Source organism: Varibaculum prostatecancerukia, from assembly GCF_943169825.2.
Taxonomy (GTDB): Bacteria; Actinomycetota; Actinomycetes; order Actinomycetales; family Actinomycetaceae; genus Varibaculum; species Varibaculum prostatecancerukia.
This window is the reverse complement of sequence record NZ_OW968402.1, coordinates 463,194-483,471: the sequence shown is the minus strand read 5'-3', so window position 1 is coordinate 483,471 and position 20,278 is coordinate 463,194. Positions and strand designations below refer to the sequence as shown.

Here is a 20,278-nt window from a genome sequence, read left to right as displayed (position 1 = left end):
ACTATACCGTCCTAGATTTGCTCCAAAGCATGGGCGATAGCCTGCGGAATCGCCCGGGCAATATCGGTAGCCACCAGCGGTGCCCCCAGGCTATAAGCGCTTTCTGGGTCTGATAAGGCAAACGGTAGTCCCGCCGCTTTCCGGGCAGCCATAGCGTGTACCCAGGCGGCGGAGGCAACCGCTGCCGAGACCCGAGAGGCAGAAAGCTGGTGTCCCGATTGTTCTGCGCGCGCCTGATGTTGAGCCAGCACCGCCGCGGTGATTCCCGCCAGCACATCACCGGAACCGGCAGTTCCAGTCCAATAAGGCGCTCCGGCCTGGCTGAACATCGTTCCCCCAGCACTGGCGATTAAGGTGACCGCTCCTTTTAGCAGCACGGTAGCACCGGTTTTATCCGCTAAATACTGCACCCAAGCCGCCGGCGATGCCTCTACTTCTGCGCGGCTGACTCCGCCGCGCCCTCCCCCGGCTCCGAGCGCCGAAAGCAGGCGTGCCGCCTCTCCCGCGTGGGGAGTAAGCACAGTGCGGTGATTGAGAGTTCCGCCGGGGATTTGGGAAGTAATTTCGGTGTAAAGATTGATGGCGCCCGCATCTAGCACCAGAGGAATCCCGCTGGTAGCAGCTTGTACTACCTGGTTGACTGCTTCGCGTACTCGGGAGGAATCTTTGGGATCTATGCCCGGGCCTACCAGCAGACATTGATGTTTGCCCACACCGGAAACTGCTTCCGGGAAACGAGAAAGAATCGCGAAAGCCGCGTCCTCAGGCCCCACATAGCGCACCATTCCAGCTCCGGCTCGACCCGCCCCTTCTACGCACATCACTCCGGTTAGGGGGAAGGCGGAGGAACCGGCAACTACCTGCACTACCCCGCGAGTATATTTATGGTCTTCCGGACCGGGTACCGGCCAAAGAGCACCCACATCCCCTGCCTCCAGGCGGGCTAAGCGGGGTTCTTTCATCTGCAAACCCAGGTCTACCAGCCGTACTTTCCCAAAATGATAGGCGGCCGGCGGCAGCAGGCAGGAGGATTTGTGTCCTCCCATAGTGACGGTCACGTCAGCTCCCAGGAAAGGCCCGGGCAAGCGACCATCATCGGTGAAAATGCCGGAGGGAATATCGATGGCCACTCGCAGCACCTTGGAGCTCCTAGATTCATACAGGTGAGTCAACTCCGCTGCTACCTGCGCTAATGGTTCGCGTAGTTTGCCGTTGACACCCGTTCCTACCAGGCCATCAATCCACACCTGGGCGGCGCGAGCCCGCCGGGCAGCCAGGCGCGCAATCTGGCGAGCACTGCCGGCTAAATCCACCCGCTCGATGGTTACCTCAGCTTTTTCCGCCGCCGCCAGTGCTTTTTCATGAGGTTTGCCCGACAGTAGTAATGCGAGGCAGGGGTATCCCAGTTTCGCCAAATAGGACAAAGCATACAGACAATCCCCACCATTATCGCCGCCGCCGACTAACCCCAAAATCCGGGTTTCCTCGACTTTGGCATCCCGGGCAAGCAAGAATTCCACAGTGGTGTCGCTGACTTCGCCAGCAGCCTTTTTCATTAACGCTCCATGAGGATGCTCGGCTACTACTTTGGCTTCAGCTTGCCTAACTGTTTGTTTCTCGAATGCCTCAATCATGCCGCTAGTTCCCTTTGACCTTGCCTTTTATTCTACCGTGACTGATTTGGCCAGGTTACGCGGCTGGTCGACGTCGTACCCTTTGCTCTTGGCGACCTCACATGCGAATACCTGCAGGGGAATCACGGTTAGCAAGGGCATATAGAGGGTAGGAGTACGCGGTACCCGGAAAATATGGTCGGCATATTTATCGACTTTATCGTCGCCCTCTTCCGCTACCACCAGGGTAATCGCGCCGCGAGCGCGCACCTCTTGCAGGTTCGAAATCACCTTTTGGTGCAGCTCGGGGCGGCGCGGGGTAGGCACCACGATAAACACGAACTGTCCCGGCTCGATTAATGCGATCGGGCCGTGTTTGAGCTCGCCCGCCGCGAAACCTTCCGCATGTACATAGGCGATTTCTTTAAGTTTCAGCGCCCCTTCCATCGCTACCGGATAACCCACGTGACGTCCTAAGAAAATCGTGGATTTCAGGTCTTTCCCGTAGCGTTTAGCTACCTCTACTACCGGCTCCATTTCATTGAGCAGAGTCTGCATCTTGTGGGGAACCGCCGCCAGTTTCTCCAGGTAATCCGCGATTTCGTCAATGAATTTATTGCCCCGCACCTGCGCTAAATATAGTCCCAGCAGATAGCAGGCAGTGATTTGGGCGGTGAAAGCTTTGGTGGAGGCCACGGCGATTTCGGGACCGGCATGGGTTAGCAGCACGGCATCGGATTCGCGAGGAATCGTCGAGCCGGGAGTGTTCACGATCGCCAGTACCTTTGCGCCCTGTTCGCGGGCGTGCCGCACCGCCATAATCGTGTCCATGGTTTCCCCGGATTGGCTGATCGCCACCACCAGGGTGCGCTGATCAACTACCGGGTCGCGGTAACGGAACTCGCTGGCCAGCTCGACTTCTACCGGGATGCGGCACCAATGCTCAATCGCGTAGCGGGCAATCTGTCCGGCATAGGCGGAGGTGCCGCAAGCGATAATCACCATTTTGTTTACTTGCCGCAGCACATCTTGGCTGATACGCAGCTCATCGAGGGTGAGGTAGCCTTGCGCATCGGTACGGTCTTGCAAAGTGGCAGTCACCGCCTGGGGTTGTTCATGGATTTCTTTTTCCATGAAAGTCCCCCACCCACCCTTAGAGGTGCGGTCTACCGAAAAATCAACGGTGAACTGCTTGGGGGTAACCGCTTGGCCTTCACTGTCGGCTACTTTTACCTGCTTGGCAGTCACCATCACCAGTTCGTCTTGCCCGATCTCCAGGCAGTGTTTGGTGTGATCGGCGAAAGCTAAAACATCGGAGCCCAGGTAGTTGCAATCCTGGCCCACCCCAATAACCAGTGGGGAGGAACGTCGGGCAGCAACCACTATCCCGGGAGCGTCCCGGTGAATCGCCAAAATAGTGAAAGTTCCTTTCAGCTGCGCCATGGTCTTCAGTAGCGCCCTTGATAGCCGCGCTGCCGCCCGGTGGGCTCCTTCAGCCACTTCGGCAGAAAACTGCGCCTTATCTAGGACAGGAGCGGGCACCTCAGATGCGCCCTCCCCCAGGGTGGTGCCTTCGCCCTCATCAGCTAAGTAGGATGCTGCCAGCAGGTTCGCAATTACCTCGGTGTCGGTTTCGGAAACGAAACTAAAACCTTGCTGTTCGAGGACGCGGCGCAGATTATCGGCGTTCTCGATAATGCCGTTATGCACTACCGCGAGTTGCCCATCGGAGGAAGCATGGGGATGAGCATTGATATCGGTCGGCCCCCCATGAGTGGCCCAGCGGGTATGTCCGATCCCCGCGATTGCCTCAGGCAGCGGATTTTCTTGCAAAACTGCTCGCAAATTCGCTAGTTTTCCGCTTTTCTTGCGGATTTGGATCCCACCGGGGGTAGAAAGCCCAATCCCCGCCGAGTCATAGCCGCGATACTCCAGGCGGGCCAGACCCCCCATAATCACTTCTTCTGCATCTTTAGTGGGCGCCAGCCCTACCATTCCTAAGATTCCACACATAGAATAGATTTTCCCACGAGTTCCGCCACATTGCTATCTCGCTCGCCTAAGCAGCATAAATAGGAAATATCCCCGGTAGCTGGTGGCGAAGGAAAATTAAGACCGTTTGGTGCGGTAGGCTGAGAAAGTCAGATTCTGCTAGTTGAAAGACAGGTAAAATGGGCAGACTTTTTGGAACCGACGGAGTGCGCGGTCTAGCGAATAAAGAATTAACCCCGGAATTGGCTTTGGAATTGGGACGAGCCGCCGCTAAACAGGTGCGCAAAGACACGCCGAAAGGCCACCGCCTACGGGCAATCGTCGGCCGTGATACCCGAATGTCCGGTGACTTTCTGGATCATGCGATTTCTGCGGGTCTGGCGTCCGAGGGCGTAGACGTTAACCGCATTGGGGTTGTTACGACCCCCTGCGTTGCCTATCTCACCGCCAAAGCTGACGTTGACCTGGGAGTAATGATTTCCGCCTCTCACAATCCCATGCCCGATAACGGAATCAAGTTTTTTGCCCGCGGTGGCTATAAGTTGCCCGATGCGATTGAAGACCAGATTGAGCAGCTCCTGGGGGACGAAACTGACCGTCCCACCGGTGAAGGGGTCGGCGAGATCGAGGAAGAACGGGAAAGCGCCGAGAAACTTTATATTGAACACCTGGTGAGAGCAGTTGGGGATCTTTCTGGGCTGCGAGTAGCGGTCGATTGCGCGAATGGGGCGGCTTCCAAGCTGGGGCCAGAGGCGCTACAGGAAGCCGGAATCGACACTGTAGTGATCAATGCTTCCCCGGATGGACGCAATATCAATGACAATTGCGGTTCCACTCACCCAGAACAGTTACAGAGCCAAGTGGTGGCTGCCGGCTGCGACTTTGGGGTAGCTTTCGATGGGGACGCGGACCGCTGCCTCGCGGTAGATTCCCAAGGAAACCTGGTGGACGGTGACAAAATCATGGGAATGCTGGCTGCCTATTTTAAGGAAAAGGGCGAGCTTACCGGAAACACCCTGGTGATTACGATTATGTCGAACCTGGGTTTGATTTTGGCGATGAAAGAAAAAGGGATTAATACCGTACAGACTGCGGTGGGCGACCGCTATGTCCTAGAAAAGATGCGGGAGCAAGGATTCGTGCTGGGCGGAGAACAGTCTGGTCACGTGATTAACGCCAACCACGCCACTACCGGGGATGGGATTCTTACTGCCCTGTGCATCGCGCGTGCGGTTAAAGATGCTGGCCAACCGCTAGAAAAGATTTGCGAGTTCGTAAAACGCTTGCCACAAACCTTGATTAACGTGCCGAACGTAGACAAGACGCGTACCGATGATGCCGGGCTGCGGGAAAAAATCGCTAAGGCCGAGGAAGAATTGGGCGATACCGGGCGGGTCGTGTTGCGTGCCTCGGGAACCGAACCGCTGGTGCGGGTAATGGTGGAGGCCGCTACCCAAGAACAAGCCGACGCGGTTTGTCAGCGCCTGGCGGGCGAAGTTAAGAATCGCTTGTCTTTATAGGGTGATTTTCTGCTCCCGCCAGCGTTGTTCATCTAGGCGCTGGCGGGAACCGGGAATCAGAATCAGCGCGAAACTTTTGAGCGGAGTCTAAGGATATGGCGGCAAAATCCATTTACGAACAGTTCGATCGGGATGCTTGGCGCGCCCTCGCCGCTAAAACCCCGATGCCGCTAACCGAAGCTGATTTGCGTTCTCTGGCTGCTTTGGGGGACCCGATTGATTTAGAGGAGGCCGACGCGGTCTATCGTCCCCTCTCGGCACTGCTCCGGTACCGGGTTTTGCATTCGCGCGCCCTCGCCCAAGATCAACAAGATTTTTTTGGGCGTCCTTATGAGCGAAAAATTCCTTTCATCATTGGGGTTGCTGGTTCGGTAGCGGTCGGAAAATCAACCACTTCTCGCATCCTCCAGAATCTACTTAGCCGCTGGCCAGAGACCTCACGGGTCGCCTTGGTTACTACTGACGGATTCTTGTATCCGAATGCAGAGTTAGAGCGGCGCGGGCTGGTGGCGCGAAAAGGATTCCCCGAATCCTATAACCGCCGCGCGCTCCTAAATTTTGTTACCCAGGTAAAAGCAGGAGTGCCGGAAGTAAAAGCGCCGGTTTATTCGCACGTCACTTACGACGTAGTGCCGGATAAATATGTGACGGTTGCCAGCCCCGATATTTTGATTCTAGAGGGCATCAACGTCTTGCAACCTGCCTGGTTCTATCGGGGTCACCAAGACCTGCCTAACCTCGAAAAACTGCTGGATCAAGATGATGGGCGTAGCGGGCTCGATGATCATAAATCCTTGGCGGTCAGTGACTTCTTTGACTTTTCGATTTACGTAGATGCCCGGACCCGCGATATTGAACAATGGTTCGTGGAGCGTTTCGTATCGCTCAAAGAATCCGCTTTTAAAGATCCCGAATCTTACTTCCAGGTCTACGCGGGGATCTCCGATTCGGTGGCGCGCCAAATCGCCGTAGATATTTGGACCTCTATAAACCTGCCCAATCTGGAGCAACAGATTCGTCCGACCAGAGGGCGGGCGACACTAATCTTGCGTAAAGACGCCCAGCACCGCCTAGAAAACGTGTTCCTACGCAAAATCTGATTAGATGCCATACTCTCGATTCATGATTTCATCGACCTTGGCGGCAAAATATAGTTTTGCCCGGTAAAGCCGGACTAACCGACCTTACCGGGCAAATAACTAGGCGTAAAAAACTAGCGCTTGGAGTACTGCGAAGCCTTACGCGCCTTCTTGAGGCCAGGCTTCTTGCGCTCAACAGCGCGCGAATCGCGGGTAAGGAATCCTGCCTTCTTCAGGGCAGGACGGTTCGCTTCCCGATCGATTTCGTTTAGTGCGCGGGCAACGCCCAGACGCACTGCCCCGGCTTGACCGGAGCTTCCCCCACCAGATACCCGAGCGACAACATCAAAGCGCCCCTCTAGGTCTAGTAGGGTAAACGGCGACCGTACTAGCTGCTGATGCAGCTTGTTCGGGAAATAGTCTTCCAAAGTCCGGCCGTTAATCTTCCATTCGCCGCTGCCCGGATTCAACCGGACACGCGCAACTGCGCTTTTACGGCGTCCCAGCCCGATGCCGGGAGCTGTCACGGACTGTCCGGAGCCGGTCGGCTCCGACTGGGTTTCCGTGGTGTAAGAGCTGGGGGCGTTCTCCTCCAACAGCTCTTCGTTTTCGGTGGTATCAGCCACAATTCTCCTCAGGGTCTTGGCTCAGGGCTACTGGGCGATTTTCTTAATTTCGTAAGGTTCCGGCTGCTGTGCCGCGTGGTCATGTTCGGGACCTGCGAATACATGCAGCTTCTTCATTTGGGCACGCCCCAACTTAGTGTGGGGAACCATGCCGCGCACCGCTTTTTGTACTGCTACTTCCGGTTTCTTATCTAGTAAGTCACCGTAGGCTAGAGATTTCAAGCCACCGGGATACCCGGAGTGACGGTAGGCGCGTTTCTGCTCACGTTTATTGCCGGTAAGTCCGACCTTGGCGGCGTTCACAATAATAACGTGATCGCCCATATCCTCGTTGGGAGTGTAGGTCGGCTTATGCTTGCCACGCAGCAGCTTGGCGGCAACGGCCGCCAGTCGTCCGAGAACGACGTCTTCAGCGTCGATGACATACCACTTCTTATCTTGGGTGTCACCGGCTTTCGGATTATAAGTTCGCACGGGCTTAAGCCTTCGTTTCTTCCTTGGGGGTAGATTCTGCGAGGGCGCGGCAACAGAAACGGCAACAAGTGCCTAAAATGTTGCGGACGCCGCCGTAGTGTTTTCCACCCGACTTTGCATTTCTTTCCGTCTAGCGTCCCGTATTTGCCAATGCTGCAGGTAAATAACCTGCGCCTGGATTGTTCCAGGACACACAACTATTTGACTATATCCGGTGTAGTGATGCTGGGGCAAAAATTTTACCTGTTATTTTTAGCACATCGCCTGCTGTTTTTGGGTCAAGAACTAAGGGCGAAGGCACTCCCTTAAGACCGGAATAGACTTTATGCCCTAACCTGCAGCTAGGGTTTTAGTTATCTAAGGCATGTTCCGTAAGATATGGTTTCCCATCCTTCATACTGACGGTAAAAGTACTCTCGACCTCGCCGTTATTTAGCGCACGAGCCATCTCGTTATTACCGTTAAAGTCAAAACGTTGTGATCCCCCCAAAGTAATCCAACGTGCCAGACAATAGGGATGGTCAGGATCTGCGGGATCTAAAATACACAGATTGGCAAAAGTGCCTTCCGAGATATTCCCACCCACGGTCATGGCATCTAAATACCCATCACCATTCATATCAGCTAGATAATAAGGAGTGCCGCTGGGGTGCGTATATTCTTCCCAGCCAACAGCATAAGAAGAGTTTTCTCCTAACTTACTAACCGGATCACCGGCATTTATATGGCGATATCCCTGGTCAAAACTCTCAGAAAATTTATCCTCAGAAACTCCGCCATTCATTTTAATCCAGCAAGGATCAGAACTATCCGGCATTTTCATGAAAGGGACTTCGGTATCCTCACTTTCCTTTTCGCTACATTTTTCTGCACTGTATTCACTAAAGTTGGGCAAATAGCTGTTGGCAAAATCAATCTTCTTGATGTAATCAGCAGGTACCGAAGTGGTTTGCTTTGCTTTAGGCGATTTGGGCACGGCGCTGCTTGCGGTTTTTGATTTGAGGGCGGAGCTGGAGTCTGCCTTCGATATTTTCAACCCCACAAACACCCCTACAGCCACAACAGCTACAACCACCAAGGTAATCAGGGCAACTTTCCAAATACGAGGCATGCTACTCGGCTGAGGAGGGTGTGTAAACTCGGGTGGTACCGGCGCGGGCATCTGCTGATAATCCTGGAGTTGGGGTGAGAGGCTACTCGAAGATTCCTCTAAAGGATTCGTTGGTTGAGCCTGCCAAGGTGGCTCTGGGCGCCTGGGCGGCTGCTGATAGGTCGGTGGTTGTGGATAGGCTGGCGGCTGCGGGTATCCCACTGGATACTGGGGTGCGCTCCCACCCCCATAAGTTTCTGGGTTGCATTGCGGATATCCGCTCGGCGGCATCCCTGAAGGATTACCGCCCACAGGGCTATCTTGAGCAGGTAGCGGGGAATTTTCACCGTCACTAGAGATTTGCGTCATCGCTCGTACCTTTCTCTGATATCAGAGGATAGACAATATAAGATTTTTTGGAGCATTCGCTCAGCAACTTTCCGAACCAGCTATCCAAAGTATTCCTGGCACACTGCAACTTTGACAGACACTGAACAAACTGCTTTTTCAGAAAACATCTTTAGGTTATCTAATCAAGAAAACACCCTCAAGAGTTGCTTATACCTTAGATTTCATACAAACAAACTCCGCGTAAAGGCAGGTATGCGCAGATAGCATGGCAACATGATCAACGAAGAAAACCCTGATTACTATCCCAATCCAGCAAATAACAATCCCAATGATTCCTCCTCGGATGAATCAGAGAAGCTATCACCAGTATTCGTGGTGCTACTCGGTCTAATCGCGATAGTGGTAATCGTAGTAGTTGTGGCGATTATCTGGTTTGTAGTCTCGACCGGATTTTTTACATCTAAATCGGCGATGACCTGTGAAGATTATGGGAAACTATCGGAACAAGAACGTGGGTCTACCATATATAGCGCCTTGATAGAGGAAGGGTACGAACTAGATGTAGATGCTGGGGAAGTCGCTGGAGCCTTTAGCCTCGTCAAGCTGAAAATGGGGGTAGATGATTATTGCGGGGCGGAACCCTTTAAAGAAGATGTGGGCGCAACGAAGAATTTATCTTCCCCGATATCTATTCCTGTGAAGGAAATTGCCAGTCAAATGGCTAGCAACAACCCAAATAATCAATAGCTGGTTTATTCACTCATTCTTTCTGTCCTGGCGACACCGATTTTATCGGCTATTCCCCTGCGGTAGGGTGCGCACTACTTTAGCTTTTTGGGCTTGCGCAGCGTACTGACTGGCAGGTGGATAGGAAACCTCCCAAAGGGTTAGCCCCCTCCCATCGGCGAGTGGTACTCGTTGGTCACGCACCCCGGCAGCTAAGAGTTCCGCTATCCAGTTAGGGTCATATTTTCCTCGCCCGATTTCGATCAAGGCGCCCATCATGAACCGCACCTGGGAATGACAAAACGCATCCGCACAAATCAAGGCCTGCACGATTCCCGGTTGGGGACGCGAAATAGTAAAGGAATGGAGGGTGCGCACGGTAGTGGCGCCCTCGCGAGGCTTAGCGAAGGGAAGGAAATCGTGCTCACCGCGAAGAGTTTGTGCCGACACCTGCATTTTTTTCGCGTCTAAGGGCGAGGACGCGCGCGCGATATCTAGGCGACAAGGATCTACCGCCCGGGGATCGTCGCAAATGAGGTAACGATAGCTGCGGGAAAGCGCGGAAAATCGAGCATCAAAATCCCCTGCAACTACGCTGATCTGCTTGACTGCCAAAGCACCGTTTAAACCGCGTCCCGCTAAGCCTTCTAGGCGGGCACGCAGCCGTGCGGCGCGCACTTGGTCGTCCTCGTCGCGTCCTCGCGATAAGGAAAACCAAAACTCTGCGGGCACATCCAGATGCGCTACCTGTCCCCGGGCATGTACCCCGACATCGGTACGCCCCGCCACTGTGAGTTGCGCCTGCTGGCGGGTAATCAGGGTTAAGGCTTCCTCCAGGCGACCTTGAACGGTCAATAGATTAGGTTGGCGTGCCCAGCCGTGAAAGGGCTGTCCGCGATAGGCAAGGTCTAGGCGTAAACGTATCCGGGCACTCATTAAGTCACCAAATCCCAGGCGCGCACCCCGCCACGGATACCGGCATCATTAGGTACGATGATTACTTCTTCTCCCAGGGTCTTACGCACCGATTCCACGATATGCGCCGAGTTTCCCCCTCCCAGGTAGAGCCGATCCCACATGATCGCCTCCCGCAAAACCCCTACCACCCGGCGAACTCGCCGTGACCAGTGAGTATCCCCCATTCGTACCCGCTCGGGCTCGCCTACATAGTCATCGAATAGCAATCCCCAACGGGCTACCATATGAGAGAGCTCCATATGAGGAGCGAGACGCCCCCCATCCCAAATCGAGTTCCCCAAGCCGGTACCCAAGGTAATAATCATTTCCATGCCGGTACCAGAGATCACCCCAGCTCCAGCTACTTCGGCATCATTTAACACCAGCGAAGGTAGAGCTGTTGCCTCTTCCAAGGCTCTGGCGAGGTCAAAGTTTTCCCAGGCTTGCACCATTTCTGGTAGCACACGGGTGCGCGGTCCAGATCGGCACACATAGTGCGGGGTGGAGATTACTACCCCGTGGCGGATCATTCCCGGCATTCCCACGGTGATCCGGTTGGTACCTACTTGAAATTCGGAACGAAAACTCTCAACAATTTCGATTAACTTTTCTGGAGGCAACGGGTAAGGGGTAGGTACTCGCAGTGAAGGTGCCACCATGGTGCCTCGTTTATCGAGTACCGAGGCCTTGATTCCCCCGCCCCCACAATCTACCGATAAAGTGAGGAGATTTTTCATCTGTTTTCCCATATTCCTAGCTTACCTGGAGATTTGTACTTGCCGATTCTAAGAATGATTTTCCTGAACTAGGAGCCAAAAAATAATGCGGGCAGTTGGCAACTAGCTGCCAACTGCCCGCACCGAGTAGCTGTTAAATACCAGCGGAGTTACCCGCCGATACTAGCGGAGTTACCCGCCGATACTAGCGGAGTTACTTTTCTTCGGTATCTTCCGCTTCTTCAGTCTCTTCAGCTTCTGCCGCTTCGGAGCTTTCTTCGCCGTTGTCCGAAGTTTCTACCGCTTCTTCCGCGGTTTCTTCGACCTTTTCGGCTTCTTTAGCTTCCTCAGCGGGCTCCGGCTTAGCTGCTTCTTCCTTGGTGGGCTGCACCTTGGCTTTCGCCTCTACCTTTTCAGTAACCAAAGAAATCTCGGCCATAGGAGCGTTATCTCCACGGCGAGTCGGCAGCTTCACAATCCGGGTGTAACCGCCCTGACGGTTGGGATCCAAATCCGGAACTACCTCATCAAACAGAGTGTAGACCGCATCAAAACCGCGGGTATACTTATCAACCTGGGTACCCAGCTTACGGGCAACCATACGGCGATTGTGGATATCACCCTTCTTCGCCTTAGTGATCAGCTTTTCGATATAAGGCTGCAGGCGACGAGCTTTGGCTTCAGTGGTACGAATCGAACGATGTTCAATCAGTGACTTCGCCAAGTTAGCCAGAATTTTGCGCTCATGTGCCGGGCCGGCTCCTAGCCGGGGACCTTTAGTTGGCTTAGGCATTTTTCTTCCTTTACTTTCCTAAAAAACTTTATTGTTTTCGCGCCGAGAAAACCCGACTTAGTCGTCAGAGAACTGTAGCGAACTGGGAGTGGCCAGGTCGTCCAGGCTGACCGGGGTGGGCAGCGGAGAATCTTTCAACGCCATCCCCATTTCGGCGAGTTTCGCCTTAATCTCTTCGATTGACTTGGCGCCGAAATTCCGGATATCCATGAGATCGGCCTCGGAACGGGCAACCAGTTGCCCCACCGTGTTGATCCCTTCGCGGGTCAATGCGTTATAAGAACGCGACTGCAGACCCAGGTCATCAATAGAGAGCGCCAAATCTTGGGCGAGCGCCTGATCGGTTTGCGGAGCACCAATCTCGATGCCCTCGGCCTCGATATTCAGTTCCTGGCACAGCCCGAATAGCTCCACCAGGGTTTTACCTGCAGAAGCCAGCGCATCCCGAGGAGCTAGCCCCGGTTTGCATTCCACATCCACAATCAAGCGGTCAAAGTCGGTGCGCTGTTCCACGCGGGTAGCCTCTACCTTGTAGCGGACTTTCACCACCGGAGAGTAGATAGAGTCAATGGGAATCCGAGAAATCTCGTGCCCATCCGACTTGTTCTGATCAGCGGAAACATAGCCACGACCACGTTCTACTGTCAATTCGATTTCTAGCTTGCCAGACTCGTTAAGAGTGGCCAGGTACAAATCCGGGTTGTGGATTTCTACTCCCGCCGGAGGGGTAATATCCCCTGCGGTGACCTGTCCCGCACCTGCTTTACGCAGATACATCACCACCGGTTCGTCATTCTCGGAAGAAAGCACAATCTGCTTAATGTTCAGAATGATCTCGGAGACGTCCTCCATCACTCCCGGGATGGTACGGAACTCATGCGGCACCCCCTCGATCCGGATCGAGGTAACTGCGGCTCCGGGAATGGAGGAAAGTAGGGTACGCCGCAAGCTGTTTCCTAGGGTGTGCCCGAATCCGGGTTCTAGGGGTTCAAGGGTGAAGCGGGAGCGCTGATCGCTGACCACTTCTTCCGATAGCACGGGTCGCTGTGAAATAAGCAACGTGTTGTCCTTTCTGCCGCCCAGCCCGCCATATGACTGGAACGAACGTTCTGGCCTGAGGCCAGCTTCTTAGACAAGACTGCGAAATCTCCCAAATGACGGCCTGGAGACCCACAGAAGTGTTTTACTATCTTCTTTTTTCTGCTTCAGTTAGGACGCGTTAGACGCGACGACGCTTGGGAGGACGGCAACCATTGTGGGCATGCGGGGTGACGTCCTGAATGGACCCCACCTCGAGCCCGGTAGCCTGTAGGGAGCGGATAGCGGTCTCGCGACCAGAACCCGGTCCTTTAACGAACACGTCAACTTTTTTCATGCCGTGCTCTTGGGCGCGCCGAGCGGCAGCTTCCGCAGCCATCTGCGCAGCGAACGGCGTAGATTTACGCGATCCTTTGAACCCCATCTGACCGGCAGATGACCAGGAGATAACAGCTCCGGAGGGATCGGTGATCGAAACGATAGTGTTATTGAATGTGGACTTAATGAACGCTTTTCCCTGAATAACGTTCTTACGCGCAGCCCGACGCGGCTTACGGCTCTTTATGGAACTAGCAGCCATATCTTCCTTCTTTTCCTCAGATCCAGCAGGTGGTGCCTGCGCTTACTTATACAGCCTTCTTCTTACCGGCAACGGTGCGCTTCGGTCCCTTGCGGGTACGCGCGTTGGTCTTGGTCCGCTGACCGTGCACCGGCAAATGGAAGCGGTGACGCAGTCCCTGGTAGGAACCGATCTCGATCTTGCGGCGAATATCGGCTTGGACCTCACGACGAAGGTCGCCTTCAACCTTGTAGTTGGATTCAATAAAGTCGCGTACTTTAATCAGATCTTCTTCCGAAATATCTTTTACGCGCACATCCGGAGAAACTCCGGTTTCTTTCAGCGTTTTTTGAGCGCGCGTGCGCCCGACGCCATAAATGTAAGTAAGTGCCACTTCCAGACGCTTCTCGCGCGGAAGATCAACACCGGCAATACGTGCTGCCATTAATTTTCTCTCCACATTTTTCCGGAGGCCGTCGCGCTATCTTCCGCTGTTGCGGCCCAGGCCTCCGGACCTGGGGTCACCTTTGAAAATCAAAGATGCCGATAGTGCGCTATTTTATTTTTCGACTAACCCTGACGCTGTTTGTGCCGAGGGTTATCGCAGATCACCATGACAACGCCGTGGCGACGAATCACCTTGCATTTTTCACAGATCTTCTTAACGCTGGGTTTAACCTTCATAATTTTCCTCTAGTTGCGGCCGGATTATCCCACCGCCAATACTGTCTTACTTGTATCGGTAAACGATTCGACCTCGCGATAGATCGTAGGGACTGAGCTCTACGACCACGCGGTCCTCGGGCAAGATTCGGATATAGTGCTGACGCATTTTGCCCGAAATGTGCGCTAGCACCTTATGACCGTTCTCGAGTTCCACCCGAAAATATGCATTCGGGAGTGCCTCTGCTACGGTACCTTCGACCTCTACAACGCCTTCTTTTTTCGCCATCTATCCTTCACTAACCTTGTCCACATAGGATGACCAGAAGGTACACTTTGCCCCTCTAGTCACAAACCCAATAGTCAACCTTACGTTAGTAACGGGACAAACCTAAAGCTGATAGAGGGTTAAATCGGTCACGCCTTTGCCTTTTTCGCAATCATCAGCGTGTCGCAGCTCGCACCTTACGTTTTCAACAAGTAGGTCCTTCACCCCATCCATAGCCGGATACCGGTGGTTAGCTATTTGAGTTTTTGTCGTTTACGGATAGCCGTCGCGACCTGGGTAAACAGCTCACGTTCTAGGCGGGCACCCTCCCGGCGCACTTCTCGACGAGGAATGAGCAACAACCGATCCAGGCGAGCTTCTGATTCGCGACCTTTAGAGTCCCAGGCTCCAGCGCCAATATCCATCCAATAGCGCCCCCAATGTGCTTCCTGTTCGGCGTCTTTATCGTGATCTTTGCTGGTCAGCTGAGTTCCGATAACTGCGTTAGCGGTTGCGGCCATAACCAGCACGGGCCGATCTTTACCACGCCCATCCTCTTCTTCATAGGGAACCCAACACCAAATCACTTCGCCTGGGTCGGCGGCTCCATTGCCGATTTTAGGGTCATAAACGAAGGGAGGAATCTTGTCACCTTTAGTTAGATAACGCGCCCGCCCAAAAGGGTGCACAGATTTTTTCTGCTGCCGACGGCGATTGGGGTGCGAGGTCGCTTGCTCCAGCTGGCTGCCGCCTAGCTGCGATAGCATCCGGGTAAGTTTCCTAAAGGAAATACGCATTGGCTCGCCTCCTTTTCAGAACTGACTGTACCAGGAGGGAGCGCAGGAGCGCTGAATAAAAAGGTACGGCCGCAACTGGAAACGGAGATTTTAAAGGCAGCTACAGCGTTGATACCTTGGGTAGCTACTTACAGCGACACCGGCTTTATTCCAAAAGGCGCTAGAGCTGCCGCACCAAAATCTGGCTGGTTGAGAACGCAAATCCCGTCTTCTAACACCGCGACTTGCGCCTCCCAATGGCAGGCAAGGGCGTGATCTACGGTTTTCACTGTCCACTCATCGGCCATAGTGGCAACTTTATTGGAACCGCGAGTAAGTATCGGCTCCACGCACAGCACCATCCCGGGTTTGATTGCCGCTGATCGCCCGGCGGCGCGGAAGTTGAACACATCGGGTGCCTGGTGCATAGCAGTACCAATCCCATGTCCAGTGAACTCTTCTACGATTCCTGCCGTCCAGCCGAAACGTTCACCGAAAGAGTCCACTGCGTCCTCGATCGCGGCACCAATATCGTTCACCCGGGCACGCGAGCCAGCTATCGCCGCTACTCCCGCCCAGGTACTGTAGCGAGTAATTTCTAGCAGCTGCTCTTTTTCTGAGGACGTCGGGTATTCATGAGCGGCAATAGAAGGCTGGGGCTTCGGTGCTGGTTCTTCTCCAATAATCACGGAAAACGCGGAATCCCCATGCCACTGTTTTCCATCTCGCTCCAGGTAACAGCCACAATCGAAACTAACTAAGTCGCCGGTTTCGAAGGGAACATCTCCAGGAATACCATGTACCACGGTGTCATTGACTGAGATACAAATGGTCGCAGGGTAATCAAAATACCCCAAGAAGTTGGAATGGGCGCCACCATCCGCGATTACCTGCGCCGAAATCTCGTCGATTTCCCGGGGAGTCACCCCTGTCCGCGCATTTTCCCAGACGGCCTCATGGATTTGATTGACAATCAACGCCGCCTGCCGCATATAACCAAGCTGCTGTCGATTTTTTATTTCAATGCCGCGCCCAAATAGCATAGCTACTTATCTTCTTCCCGATTCGGTTTTTCAATTACTGCAGCTGGGCGGCGATACTATCCCAAACCTGATCGATAGAGCCATTACCATCGATATTTATTAGCAGACCAGCCTCACGATAGTAACGTACCAGGGGCTCGGTTTGTTCCTGATAGACCTGTAGGCGACGACGAATTACCGGTTCGGTATCATCGGAACGGTTTTCAATCTCGGCGCGTTTGAGTAGCCGCCCCACCACGTCCTCTAGACGAACATCCAAATTGATGACCGCATCGAGCTTAGTGCCCATATCTTTGAGTACCCGATCCAGGAAATGAGCCTGTTCCAGGTTGCGGGGATAACCGTCAGCGAGAAAACCTTCGCGGTAGTGCGGTGACTGTAGCTCTGCCTCTACCAGGGAGCTAATCACCGAATCGGGTACTAGCTCTCCCCGATCGATCAGTTCTTTGGCTTTTTTCCCTAGCTCGGTGCCCGCCTTCATCTGGCTGCGGAGCATCTCTCCAGTAGAAAAAGTAGGAATATCTAGCAGTTCGCAAATCTTACGCGCCTGCGTACCTTTGCCGGCACCAGGTGCGCCCAGAATCAACAGGCGTTTTTTCATTTAAGGAATCCCTCGTAGTGGTGTTGCTGAAGCTGAGCGTCAATCTGCTGTACCGTTTGCAGACCCACACCCACCATAATTAACAGGGTAGTTCCTCCGAACGGCATCTGGGTGACTTTCAGCGGAATCAGCGCCACAATCGGCACCATGGCCACCACTACTAGGTAGAGAGCGCCGGCAGTGGTAATCCGGCTAATCACATAGTGTAGATAGTCTGCGGTGGGAGCCCCCGCACGAATACCGGGAATGAAGCCGCCGTACTTCTTCATATTGTCGGCGATTTCCTCGGGATTGAAAGTGATCTGGGTGTAGAAGAAGGCGAAACCTAAAACTAGCAACGCATAGCAGATCAGGTACAGCAAGGAGTCGTGTTGGAAGTTGTCGTTAATCCATTTGACCCAGCCGGCAGTAGGTTTGCCGAAACGGGCAACCATTTGCGGCATAGCTAGCAGCGAGGCCGCAAAAATCACCGGGATAACCCCCGACATATTGATTTTCATGGGGATATAGGTGGTGGATCCGCCATACATCCGTCTGCCTACCATCCGTTTGGCATACTGTACCGGGATGCGCCGTTGGGCCTGCTCTACGAACACGATTGCCAGGGTAATCAAAGCAACCAAGCCGATGATAATAAATACCTTCCAGACCCCACCAGAAGCACCAATCGACTGCAGGTGTGCTGGCATATTTGCCACAATCCCGGTGAAGATCAGGAGGGACATACCGTTGCCGATACCGTTTTCGGTAATCAGCTCGGCTAGCCACATAATCAGGCCGGTACCGGCGGTCATAGTAATCATCATGATGAGGTAGTTGAGCGCCGATTGGTCAGGAATAATCGGTTTGCTGGGAGCGCACCCTTGCAACAGCTGCCCCGAACGCGCCATATAGATGATGGTGACCGACTGCAATACCCCGAGTCCGATAGTCAGATACCGAGTGTATTGGGTCATTTTGGCTTTTCCGGCTTGCCCTTCACGATGCAAATCCTCGAAGCGAGGAATCACTACCCGCATCAGCTGGGTAATAATCGAAGCCGTAATGTAGGGCATGATGCCCATGGCGAACACTGATAGTGAAAGCAATGCTCCCCCTGAGAACAGGTTCACCAGGTCAAGGAGACCGTTTTGCTCATTATTCTTCAGGCAAGCCTGTAGGTTCGGATAGTTAACCCCCGGAGAGGGGATATGAGATCCGATCCGGTAGAGCGCCATAATCGCCAAGGTGAACAGGAGCTTTTTCCTAAGATCGGGCGTCTTAAACGCCTGTACGAATACGCTAAGCAAGCTGCCTCCAGCACTATGTTCTTTAACAGCACAGAAAAGTTGATTCTATAACCCTTAGTAGCCTACACAATTTTAGCCGGTAATGGCACATAGGCTAGAAGATGTGCATCCCGGCATCTTTTGTTGCAATCAACCTTTTCGACTTTTGCAAAGAAAACATTTTCTCCTATTTTCAATGCTCATCGTGGTTGCCAATATTTTTAGTCTTTTAAGTTGACCTCGGCGGTAGTCTCACGATGATAAAGTTTGCAAGGTTTTTTGAAACCTAAATCTCTTAGCTGCTGCTCTCCTTTAGGGGTCAGCTTCCGGTGCAGTTTGTCGGAGGATACTATTTTGGAATCAATAGTATGAAACTCTAAGTTCCCTCTGGTTAAAGCCAATACCTCACTCCAGGAGCTGTTTTCATCAATCTTTATATCTTTGGCTACGCTCCAGGTCGCTTTTCTCCAAACAAAAGGATTCTTTGTGTTAGCCAACTTGTCTTGTATTTCCCTGACCGCAATTTTGGAATGCTCCATCCTCATGTTCGCGCCTTCTTCGGCACTAATGGTTTGCCATTTACCATCAATAAGTTCCTGGTAACTGCGAGCCCGGACAAAGGCTAACAACTGTTTACCATGGAGAGTCTGCCTCCCTGACTTAAGATTCAATTTCGCGTCCCGGTCGCGCATAGAATGGGCTACGTCGATCTGCACTCCCCCGAGAGCATCTGTGAGCTTAACGAAGCCCTTCATATCTATCTGCATATAGTGCTCAGCCGGAACCCCAATATCGTTACATAAGGATGCGTTCAAACGGGTAGGGCCAAAAACTAGCATCAAAGTCAGCCTAGTTGCGGGATTATTCTGATAGTTCACATCTATATCTCGTGGCAATGCGGCCAGGATTAACTTAGCTCCTGATCTGCGAGCTAAAAAGATTAAGTCTGCCCGTTCCCCCTGCGCCTGTTCATCTTCATCAGATTGCAAGTAACTGGGCGCGTCAGCGCGAGAATCACTGGCAACCAAAAGCCAGGTATCAGATCCCTTACCAAGGGGCTGAGCAAAATTAACTTTTTCTACCTGCTTGGAGAGTAATAACAGATCAATAAGCGGTAGCAGCACGAAAACCAGTGCCACAACCAGCGCAGCGATCAAAAATCTTTTGCGTCTAGCAGTAAGTGAGGATGGAGACATAACAAGAATCTTCAGTAACGGCGGAAAAGTAAATCGTCATAGACATAAATTTAATGGCTGAGGCACCTGAGTGCCTCAGCCATTAAACTGCTTAGTTATTTAGCAATACCTAAAATCTATTAGCTAAAACGGCGACGGAGAGCAACAATTCCGGCTCCAGCAGCTGCCAGAGCACCCGCCGATACAGCCGCTACTGATGCCACGGCACCAGTTTTTGGTCCCTGGAAGCCTTTATCGAATTTGCCACAGTTTTCAGCTTTATCCTTGATGGTGAACGCGGAGAAACCTTTATCATTAACAACGGCCGCGGTTTCACCTTTGGGATAGACGGTCAGTTCTGCGGTGTGTTTGCCAACCTGAAGTTCACATCCCAACCTGTGGGTGAAGGTTGTGGTTTGACCTGCGGGAACAAACTTGTTACCCAGATTCACCGGATTTGAATGCAAAGTGACATTCTGGATGGTGTCAAATGATTTACCACTGGCACCGGTGGTTACAACCGGTTTGGTGGTCAGTACCAAAATGTCGCCATATTTCAGTGCATCCAAGCTGACGGTCTGCCCATCACGGGTAGCCGACAAATCACCACTGAAGGTGTAGTCACCGTATTTCGCAGAGGTACCATTGGGGGTTACATCTCCCTGCGTAGCGAGAGTCCCATTGCTACCGCCATTAGGGTTCGAATAACTCCCCGGAGCGGGGTTCGAGTAGTTCCCCGGAGCGGGGTTCGAATAGTCGGCCGCGATTGCCGAGGGCACCATTGCGAAAGAAAGCGCAAAAGCGGCGACAGCGGTGGCAAGTTTCCGTGTTTTCTTCATATTTAATATTCCTTCCCTTAGAAAGATGGGGGTTGGCAAGTTGATATATCTACTTATTGAAACCAACCACAAGGCTAGCCTTGCATAACTGGGAAGATATATTCAACTGAA

At 53.1% G+C, this 20,278-nt stretch carries 23 protein-coding genes; 4 read left to right on the top strand and 19 right to left on the bottom strand.

The features are described 5' to 3' along the window. Positions 1-11: 11 nt before the first annotated feature. On the bottom strand, positions 12-1,634 hold the full coding sequence (locus KO216_RS02165) for a bifunctional ADP-dependent NAD(P)H-hydrate dehydratase/NAD(P)H-hydrate epimerase (protein WP_215522681.1): 1,623 nt from the start codon (positions 1,632-1,634) through the stop codon (positions 12-14). A 27-nt stretch (positions 1,635-1,661) separates the two neighbouring features. Further along, a complete protein-coding gene (glmS, locus tag KO216_RS02160) occupies positions 1,662-3,626 on the bottom strand; it encodes a glutamine--fructose-6-phosphate transaminase (isomerizing) (RefSeq protein ID WP_215522680.1) in 1,965 nt (654 codons plus the stop codon). A gap of 158 nt (positions 3,627-3,784) precedes the next feature. On the opposite strand from glmS, the gene glmM reads away from it, so the two are divergent. Then, positions 3,785-5,125 (top strand): phosphoglucosamine mutase, encoded by a 1,341-nt coding sequence (glmM, locus tag KO216_RS02155; RefSeq protein ID WP_215522679.1) that lies wholly within the window; start codon positions 3,785-3,787, stop codon positions 5,123-5,125. A 95-nt stretch (positions 5,126-5,220) separates the two neighbouring features. Next, positions 5,221-6,225 (top strand): type I pantothenate kinase, encoded by a 1,005-nt coding sequence (gene coaA, locus KO216_RS02150; RefSeq protein ID WP_215522678.1) that lies wholly within the window; start codon positions 5,221-5,223, stop codon positions 6,223-6,225. Positions 6,226-6,338: 113 nt separating this feature from the next. Here coaA and rpsI read toward each other — a convergent pair whose 3' ends face one another. The 3 genes from rpsI to KO216_RS02135 form a co-directional block, all read right to left on the bottom strand. Continuing rightward, a complete protein-coding gene (gene rpsI, locus KO216_RS02145) occupies positions 6,339-6,830 on the bottom strand; it encodes a 30S ribosomal protein S9 (RefSeq protein WP_215522677.1) in 492 nt (163 codons plus the stop codon). A 27-nt stretch (positions 6,831-6,857) separates the two neighbouring features. Then, positions 6,858-7,304, bottom strand: coding sequence for a 50S ribosomal protein L13 (gene rplM, locus KO216_RS02140; RefSeq protein ID WP_215522675.1), 447 nt, complete (start codon positions 7,302-7,304; stop codon positions 6,858-6,860). A 349-nt stretch (positions 7,305-7,653) separates the two neighbouring features. Beyond that, positions 7,654-8,466, bottom strand: a complete 813-nt coding sequence (locus KO216_RS02135) for a hypothetical protein (protein WP_215522674.1) — start codon at positions 8,464-8,466, stop codon at positions 7,654-7,656. 23 nt (positions 8,467-8,489) lie between these two features. Between KO216_RS02135 and KO216_RS02130 the strand changes: the two genes are divergently transcribed. Beyond that, entirely contained in the window at positions 8,490-8,750 is a 261-nt protein-coding gene (locus KO216_RS02130) for a hypothetical protein (RefSeq protein WP_215522673.1), read from the top strand. A 268-nt stretch (positions 8,751-9,018) separates the two neighbouring features. Continuing rightward, a complete protein-coding gene (locus tag KO216_RS02125) occupies positions 9,019-9,492 on the top strand; it encodes a hypothetical protein (RefSeq protein ID WP_215522672.1) in 474 nt (157 codons plus the stop codon). A gap of 42 nt (positions 9,493-9,534) precedes the next feature. Here KO216_RS02125 and truA read toward each other — a convergent pair whose 3' ends face one another. The 14 genes from truA to KO216_RS02055 form a co-directional block, all read right to left on the bottom strand. Continuing rightward, positions 9,535-10,407 carry a tRNA pseudouridine(38-40) synthase TruA gene (truA, locus tag KO216_RS02120; RefSeq protein ID WP_215522671.1) on the bottom strand — a complete coding sequence of 291 codons (873 nt, stop codon included), beginning with the start codon at positions 10,405-10,407 and terminating at the stop codon, positions 9,535-9,537. Then, positions 10,407-11,165 (bottom strand): ROK family protein, encoded by a 759-nt coding sequence (locus tag KO216_RS02115; protein WP_215524005.1) that lies wholly within the window; start codon positions 11,163-11,165, stop codon positions 10,407-10,409. Before KO216_RS02115 ends, truA begins: the two co-directional genes overlap by 1 nt. Before the next feature lie 193 nt (positions 11,166-11,358). Continuing rightward, entirely contained in the window at positions 11,359-11,937 is a 579-nt protein-coding gene (gene rplQ, locus KO216_RS02110; protein ID WP_215522670.1) for a 50S ribosomal protein L17, read from the bottom strand. A gap of 57 nt (positions 11,938-11,994) precedes the next feature. Next, positions 11,995-12,996 carry a DNA-directed RNA polymerase subunit alpha gene (locus tag KO216_RS02105; RefSeq protein WP_215522669.1) on the bottom strand — a complete coding sequence of 334 codons (1,002 nt, stop codon included), beginning with the start codon at positions 12,994-12,996 and terminating at the stop codon, positions 11,995-11,997. Positions 12,997-13,156: 160 nt separating this feature from the next. Continuing rightward, positions 13,157-13,555 (bottom strand): 30S ribosomal protein S11, encoded by a 399-nt coding sequence (gene rpsK / locus KO216_RS02100; protein WP_022864718.1) that lies wholly within the window; start codon positions 13,553-13,555, stop codon positions 13,157-13,159. A gap of 46 nt (positions 13,556-13,601) precedes the next feature. Further along, the gene (gene rpsM / locus KO216_RS02095) at positions 13,602-13,979 is read right to left on the bottom strand and encodes a 30S ribosomal protein S13 (RefSeq protein WP_071129424.1); all 378 of its coding nucleotides are present in this window, start codon (positions 13,977-13,979) and stop codon (positions 13,602-13,604) included. 125 nt (positions 13,980-14,104) lie between these two features. Next, positions 14,105-14,218, bottom strand: coding sequence for a 50S ribosomal protein L36 (rpmJ, locus tag KO216_RS02090; RefSeq protein WP_083378428.1), 114 nt, complete (start codon positions 14,216-14,218; stop codon positions 14,105-14,107). A gap of 46 nt (positions 14,219-14,264) precedes the next feature. Further along, positions 14,265-14,486 carry a translation initiation factor IF-1 gene (infA, locus tag KO216_RS02085; protein ID WP_022864716.1) on the bottom strand — a complete coding sequence of 74 codons (222 nt, stop codon included), beginning with the start codon at positions 14,484-14,486 and terminating at the stop codon, positions 14,265-14,267. A gap of 233 nt (positions 14,487-14,719) precedes the next feature. Beyond that, positions 14,720-15,262, bottom strand: coding sequence for a type II toxin-antitoxin system PemK/MazF family toxin (locus tag KO216_RS02080; RefSeq protein WP_215522667.1), 543 nt, complete (start codon positions 15,260-15,262; stop codon positions 14,720-14,722). Positions 15,263-15,390: 128 nt separating this feature from the next. After that, on the bottom strand, positions 15,391-16,284 hold the full coding sequence (gene map / locus KO216_RS02075) for a type I methionyl aminopeptidase (protein ID WP_215522665.1): 894 nt from the start codon (positions 16,282-16,284) through the stop codon (positions 15,391-15,393). 34 nt (positions 16,285-16,318) lie between these two features. Continuing rightward, entirely contained in the window at positions 16,319-16,885 is a 567-nt protein-coding gene (locus KO216_RS02070; RefSeq protein ID WP_215522664.1) for an adenylate kinase, read from the bottom strand. Beyond that, the gene (gene secY, locus KO216_RS02065; protein ID WP_215522663.1) at positions 16,882-18,174 is read right to left on the bottom strand and encodes a preprotein translocase subunit SecY; all 1,293 of its coding nucleotides are present in this window, start codon (positions 18,172-18,174) and stop codon (positions 16,882-16,884) included. The genes KO216_RS02070 and secY overlap by 4 nt, the downstream gene beginning before the upstream one ends. A 200-nt stretch (positions 18,175-18,374) precedes the next feature. After that, positions 18,375-19,349, bottom strand: a complete 975-nt coding sequence (locus tag KO216_RS02060; RefSeq protein ID WP_215522662.1) for an LCP family protein — start codon at positions 19,347-19,349, stop codon at positions 18,375-18,377. Between the two features lie 119 nt (positions 19,350-19,468). Continuing rightward, entirely contained in the window at positions 19,469-20,167 is a 699-nt protein-coding gene (locus tag KO216_RS02055) for an LPXTG cell wall anchor domain-containing protein (protein ID WP_215522661.1), read from the bottom strand. Positions 20,168-20,278 lie beyond the last annotated feature (111 nt).

Coding starts and splice junctions, on each gene's coding strand:
- KO216_RS02125 (WP_215522672.1), top strand. CDS start 9,019: ATGATCAACGAAGAAAACCCTGATTACTATCCCAATCCAGCAAATAAC.
- map (WP_215522665.1), bottom strand. CDS start 16,284: ATGCTATTTGGGCGCGGCATTGAAATAAAAAATCGACAGCAGCTTGGT.
- glmM (WP_215522679.1), top strand. CDS start 3,785: ATGGGCAGACTTTTTGGAACCGACGGAGTGCGCGGTCTAGCGAATAAA.
- rpmJ (WP_083378428.1), bottom strand. CDS start 14,218: ATGAAGGTTAAACCCAGCGTTAAGAAGATCTGTGAAAAATGCAAGGTG.
- KO216_RS02165 (WP_215522681.1), bottom strand. CDS start 1,634: ATGATTGAGGCATTCGAGAAACAAACAGTTAGGCAAGCTGAAGCCAAA.
- KO216_RS02060 (WP_215522662.1), bottom strand. CDS start 19,349: ATGTCTCCATCCTCACTTACTGCTAGACGCAAAAGATTTTTGATCGCT.
- KO216_RS02135 (WP_215522674.1), bottom strand. CDS start 8,466: ATGCCCGCGCCGGTACCACCCGAGTTTACACACCCTCCTCAGCCGAGT.
- infA (WP_022864716.1), bottom strand. CDS start 14,486: ATGGCGAAAAAAGAAGGCGTTGTAGAGGTCGAAGGTACCGTAGCAGAG.
- KO216_RS02070 (WP_215522664.1), bottom strand. CDS start 16,885: ATGAAAAAACGCCTGTTGATTCTGGGCGCACCTGGTGCCGGCAAAGGT.
- KO216_RS02115 (WP_215524005.1), bottom strand. CDS start 11,165: ATGAAAAATCTCCTCACTTTATCGGTAGATTGTGGGGGCGGGGGAATC.
- coaA (WP_215522678.1), top strand. CDS start 5,221: ATGGCGGCAAAATCCATTTACGAACAGTTCGATCGGGATGCTTGGCGC.
- KO216_RS02055 (WP_215522661.1), bottom strand. CDS start 20,167: ATGAAGAAAACACGGAAACTTGCCACCGCTGTCGCCGCTTTTGCGCTT.
- truA (WP_215522671.1), bottom strand. CDS start 10,407: ATGAGTGCCCGGATACGTTTACGCCTAGACCTTGCCTATCGCGGACAG.
- rpsK (WP_022864718.1), bottom strand. CDS start 13,555: ATGGCTGCTAGTTCCATAAAGAGCCGTAAGCCGCGTCGGGCTGCGCGT.
- KO216_RS02080 (WP_215522667.1), bottom strand. CDS start 15,262: ATGCGTATTTCCTTTAGGAAACTTACCCGGATGCTATCGCAGCTAGGC.
- rpsM (WP_071129424.1), bottom strand. CDS start 13,979: ATGGCAGCACGTATTGCCGGTGTTGATCTTCCGCGCGAGAAGCGTCTG.
- rplQ (WP_215522670.1), bottom strand. CDS start 11,937: ATGCCTAAGCCAACTAAAGGTCCCCGGCTAGGAGCCGGCCCGGCACAT.
- glmS (WP_215522680.1), bottom strand. CDS start 3,626: ATGTGTGGAATCTTAGGAATGGTAGGGCTGGCGCCCACTAAAGATGCA.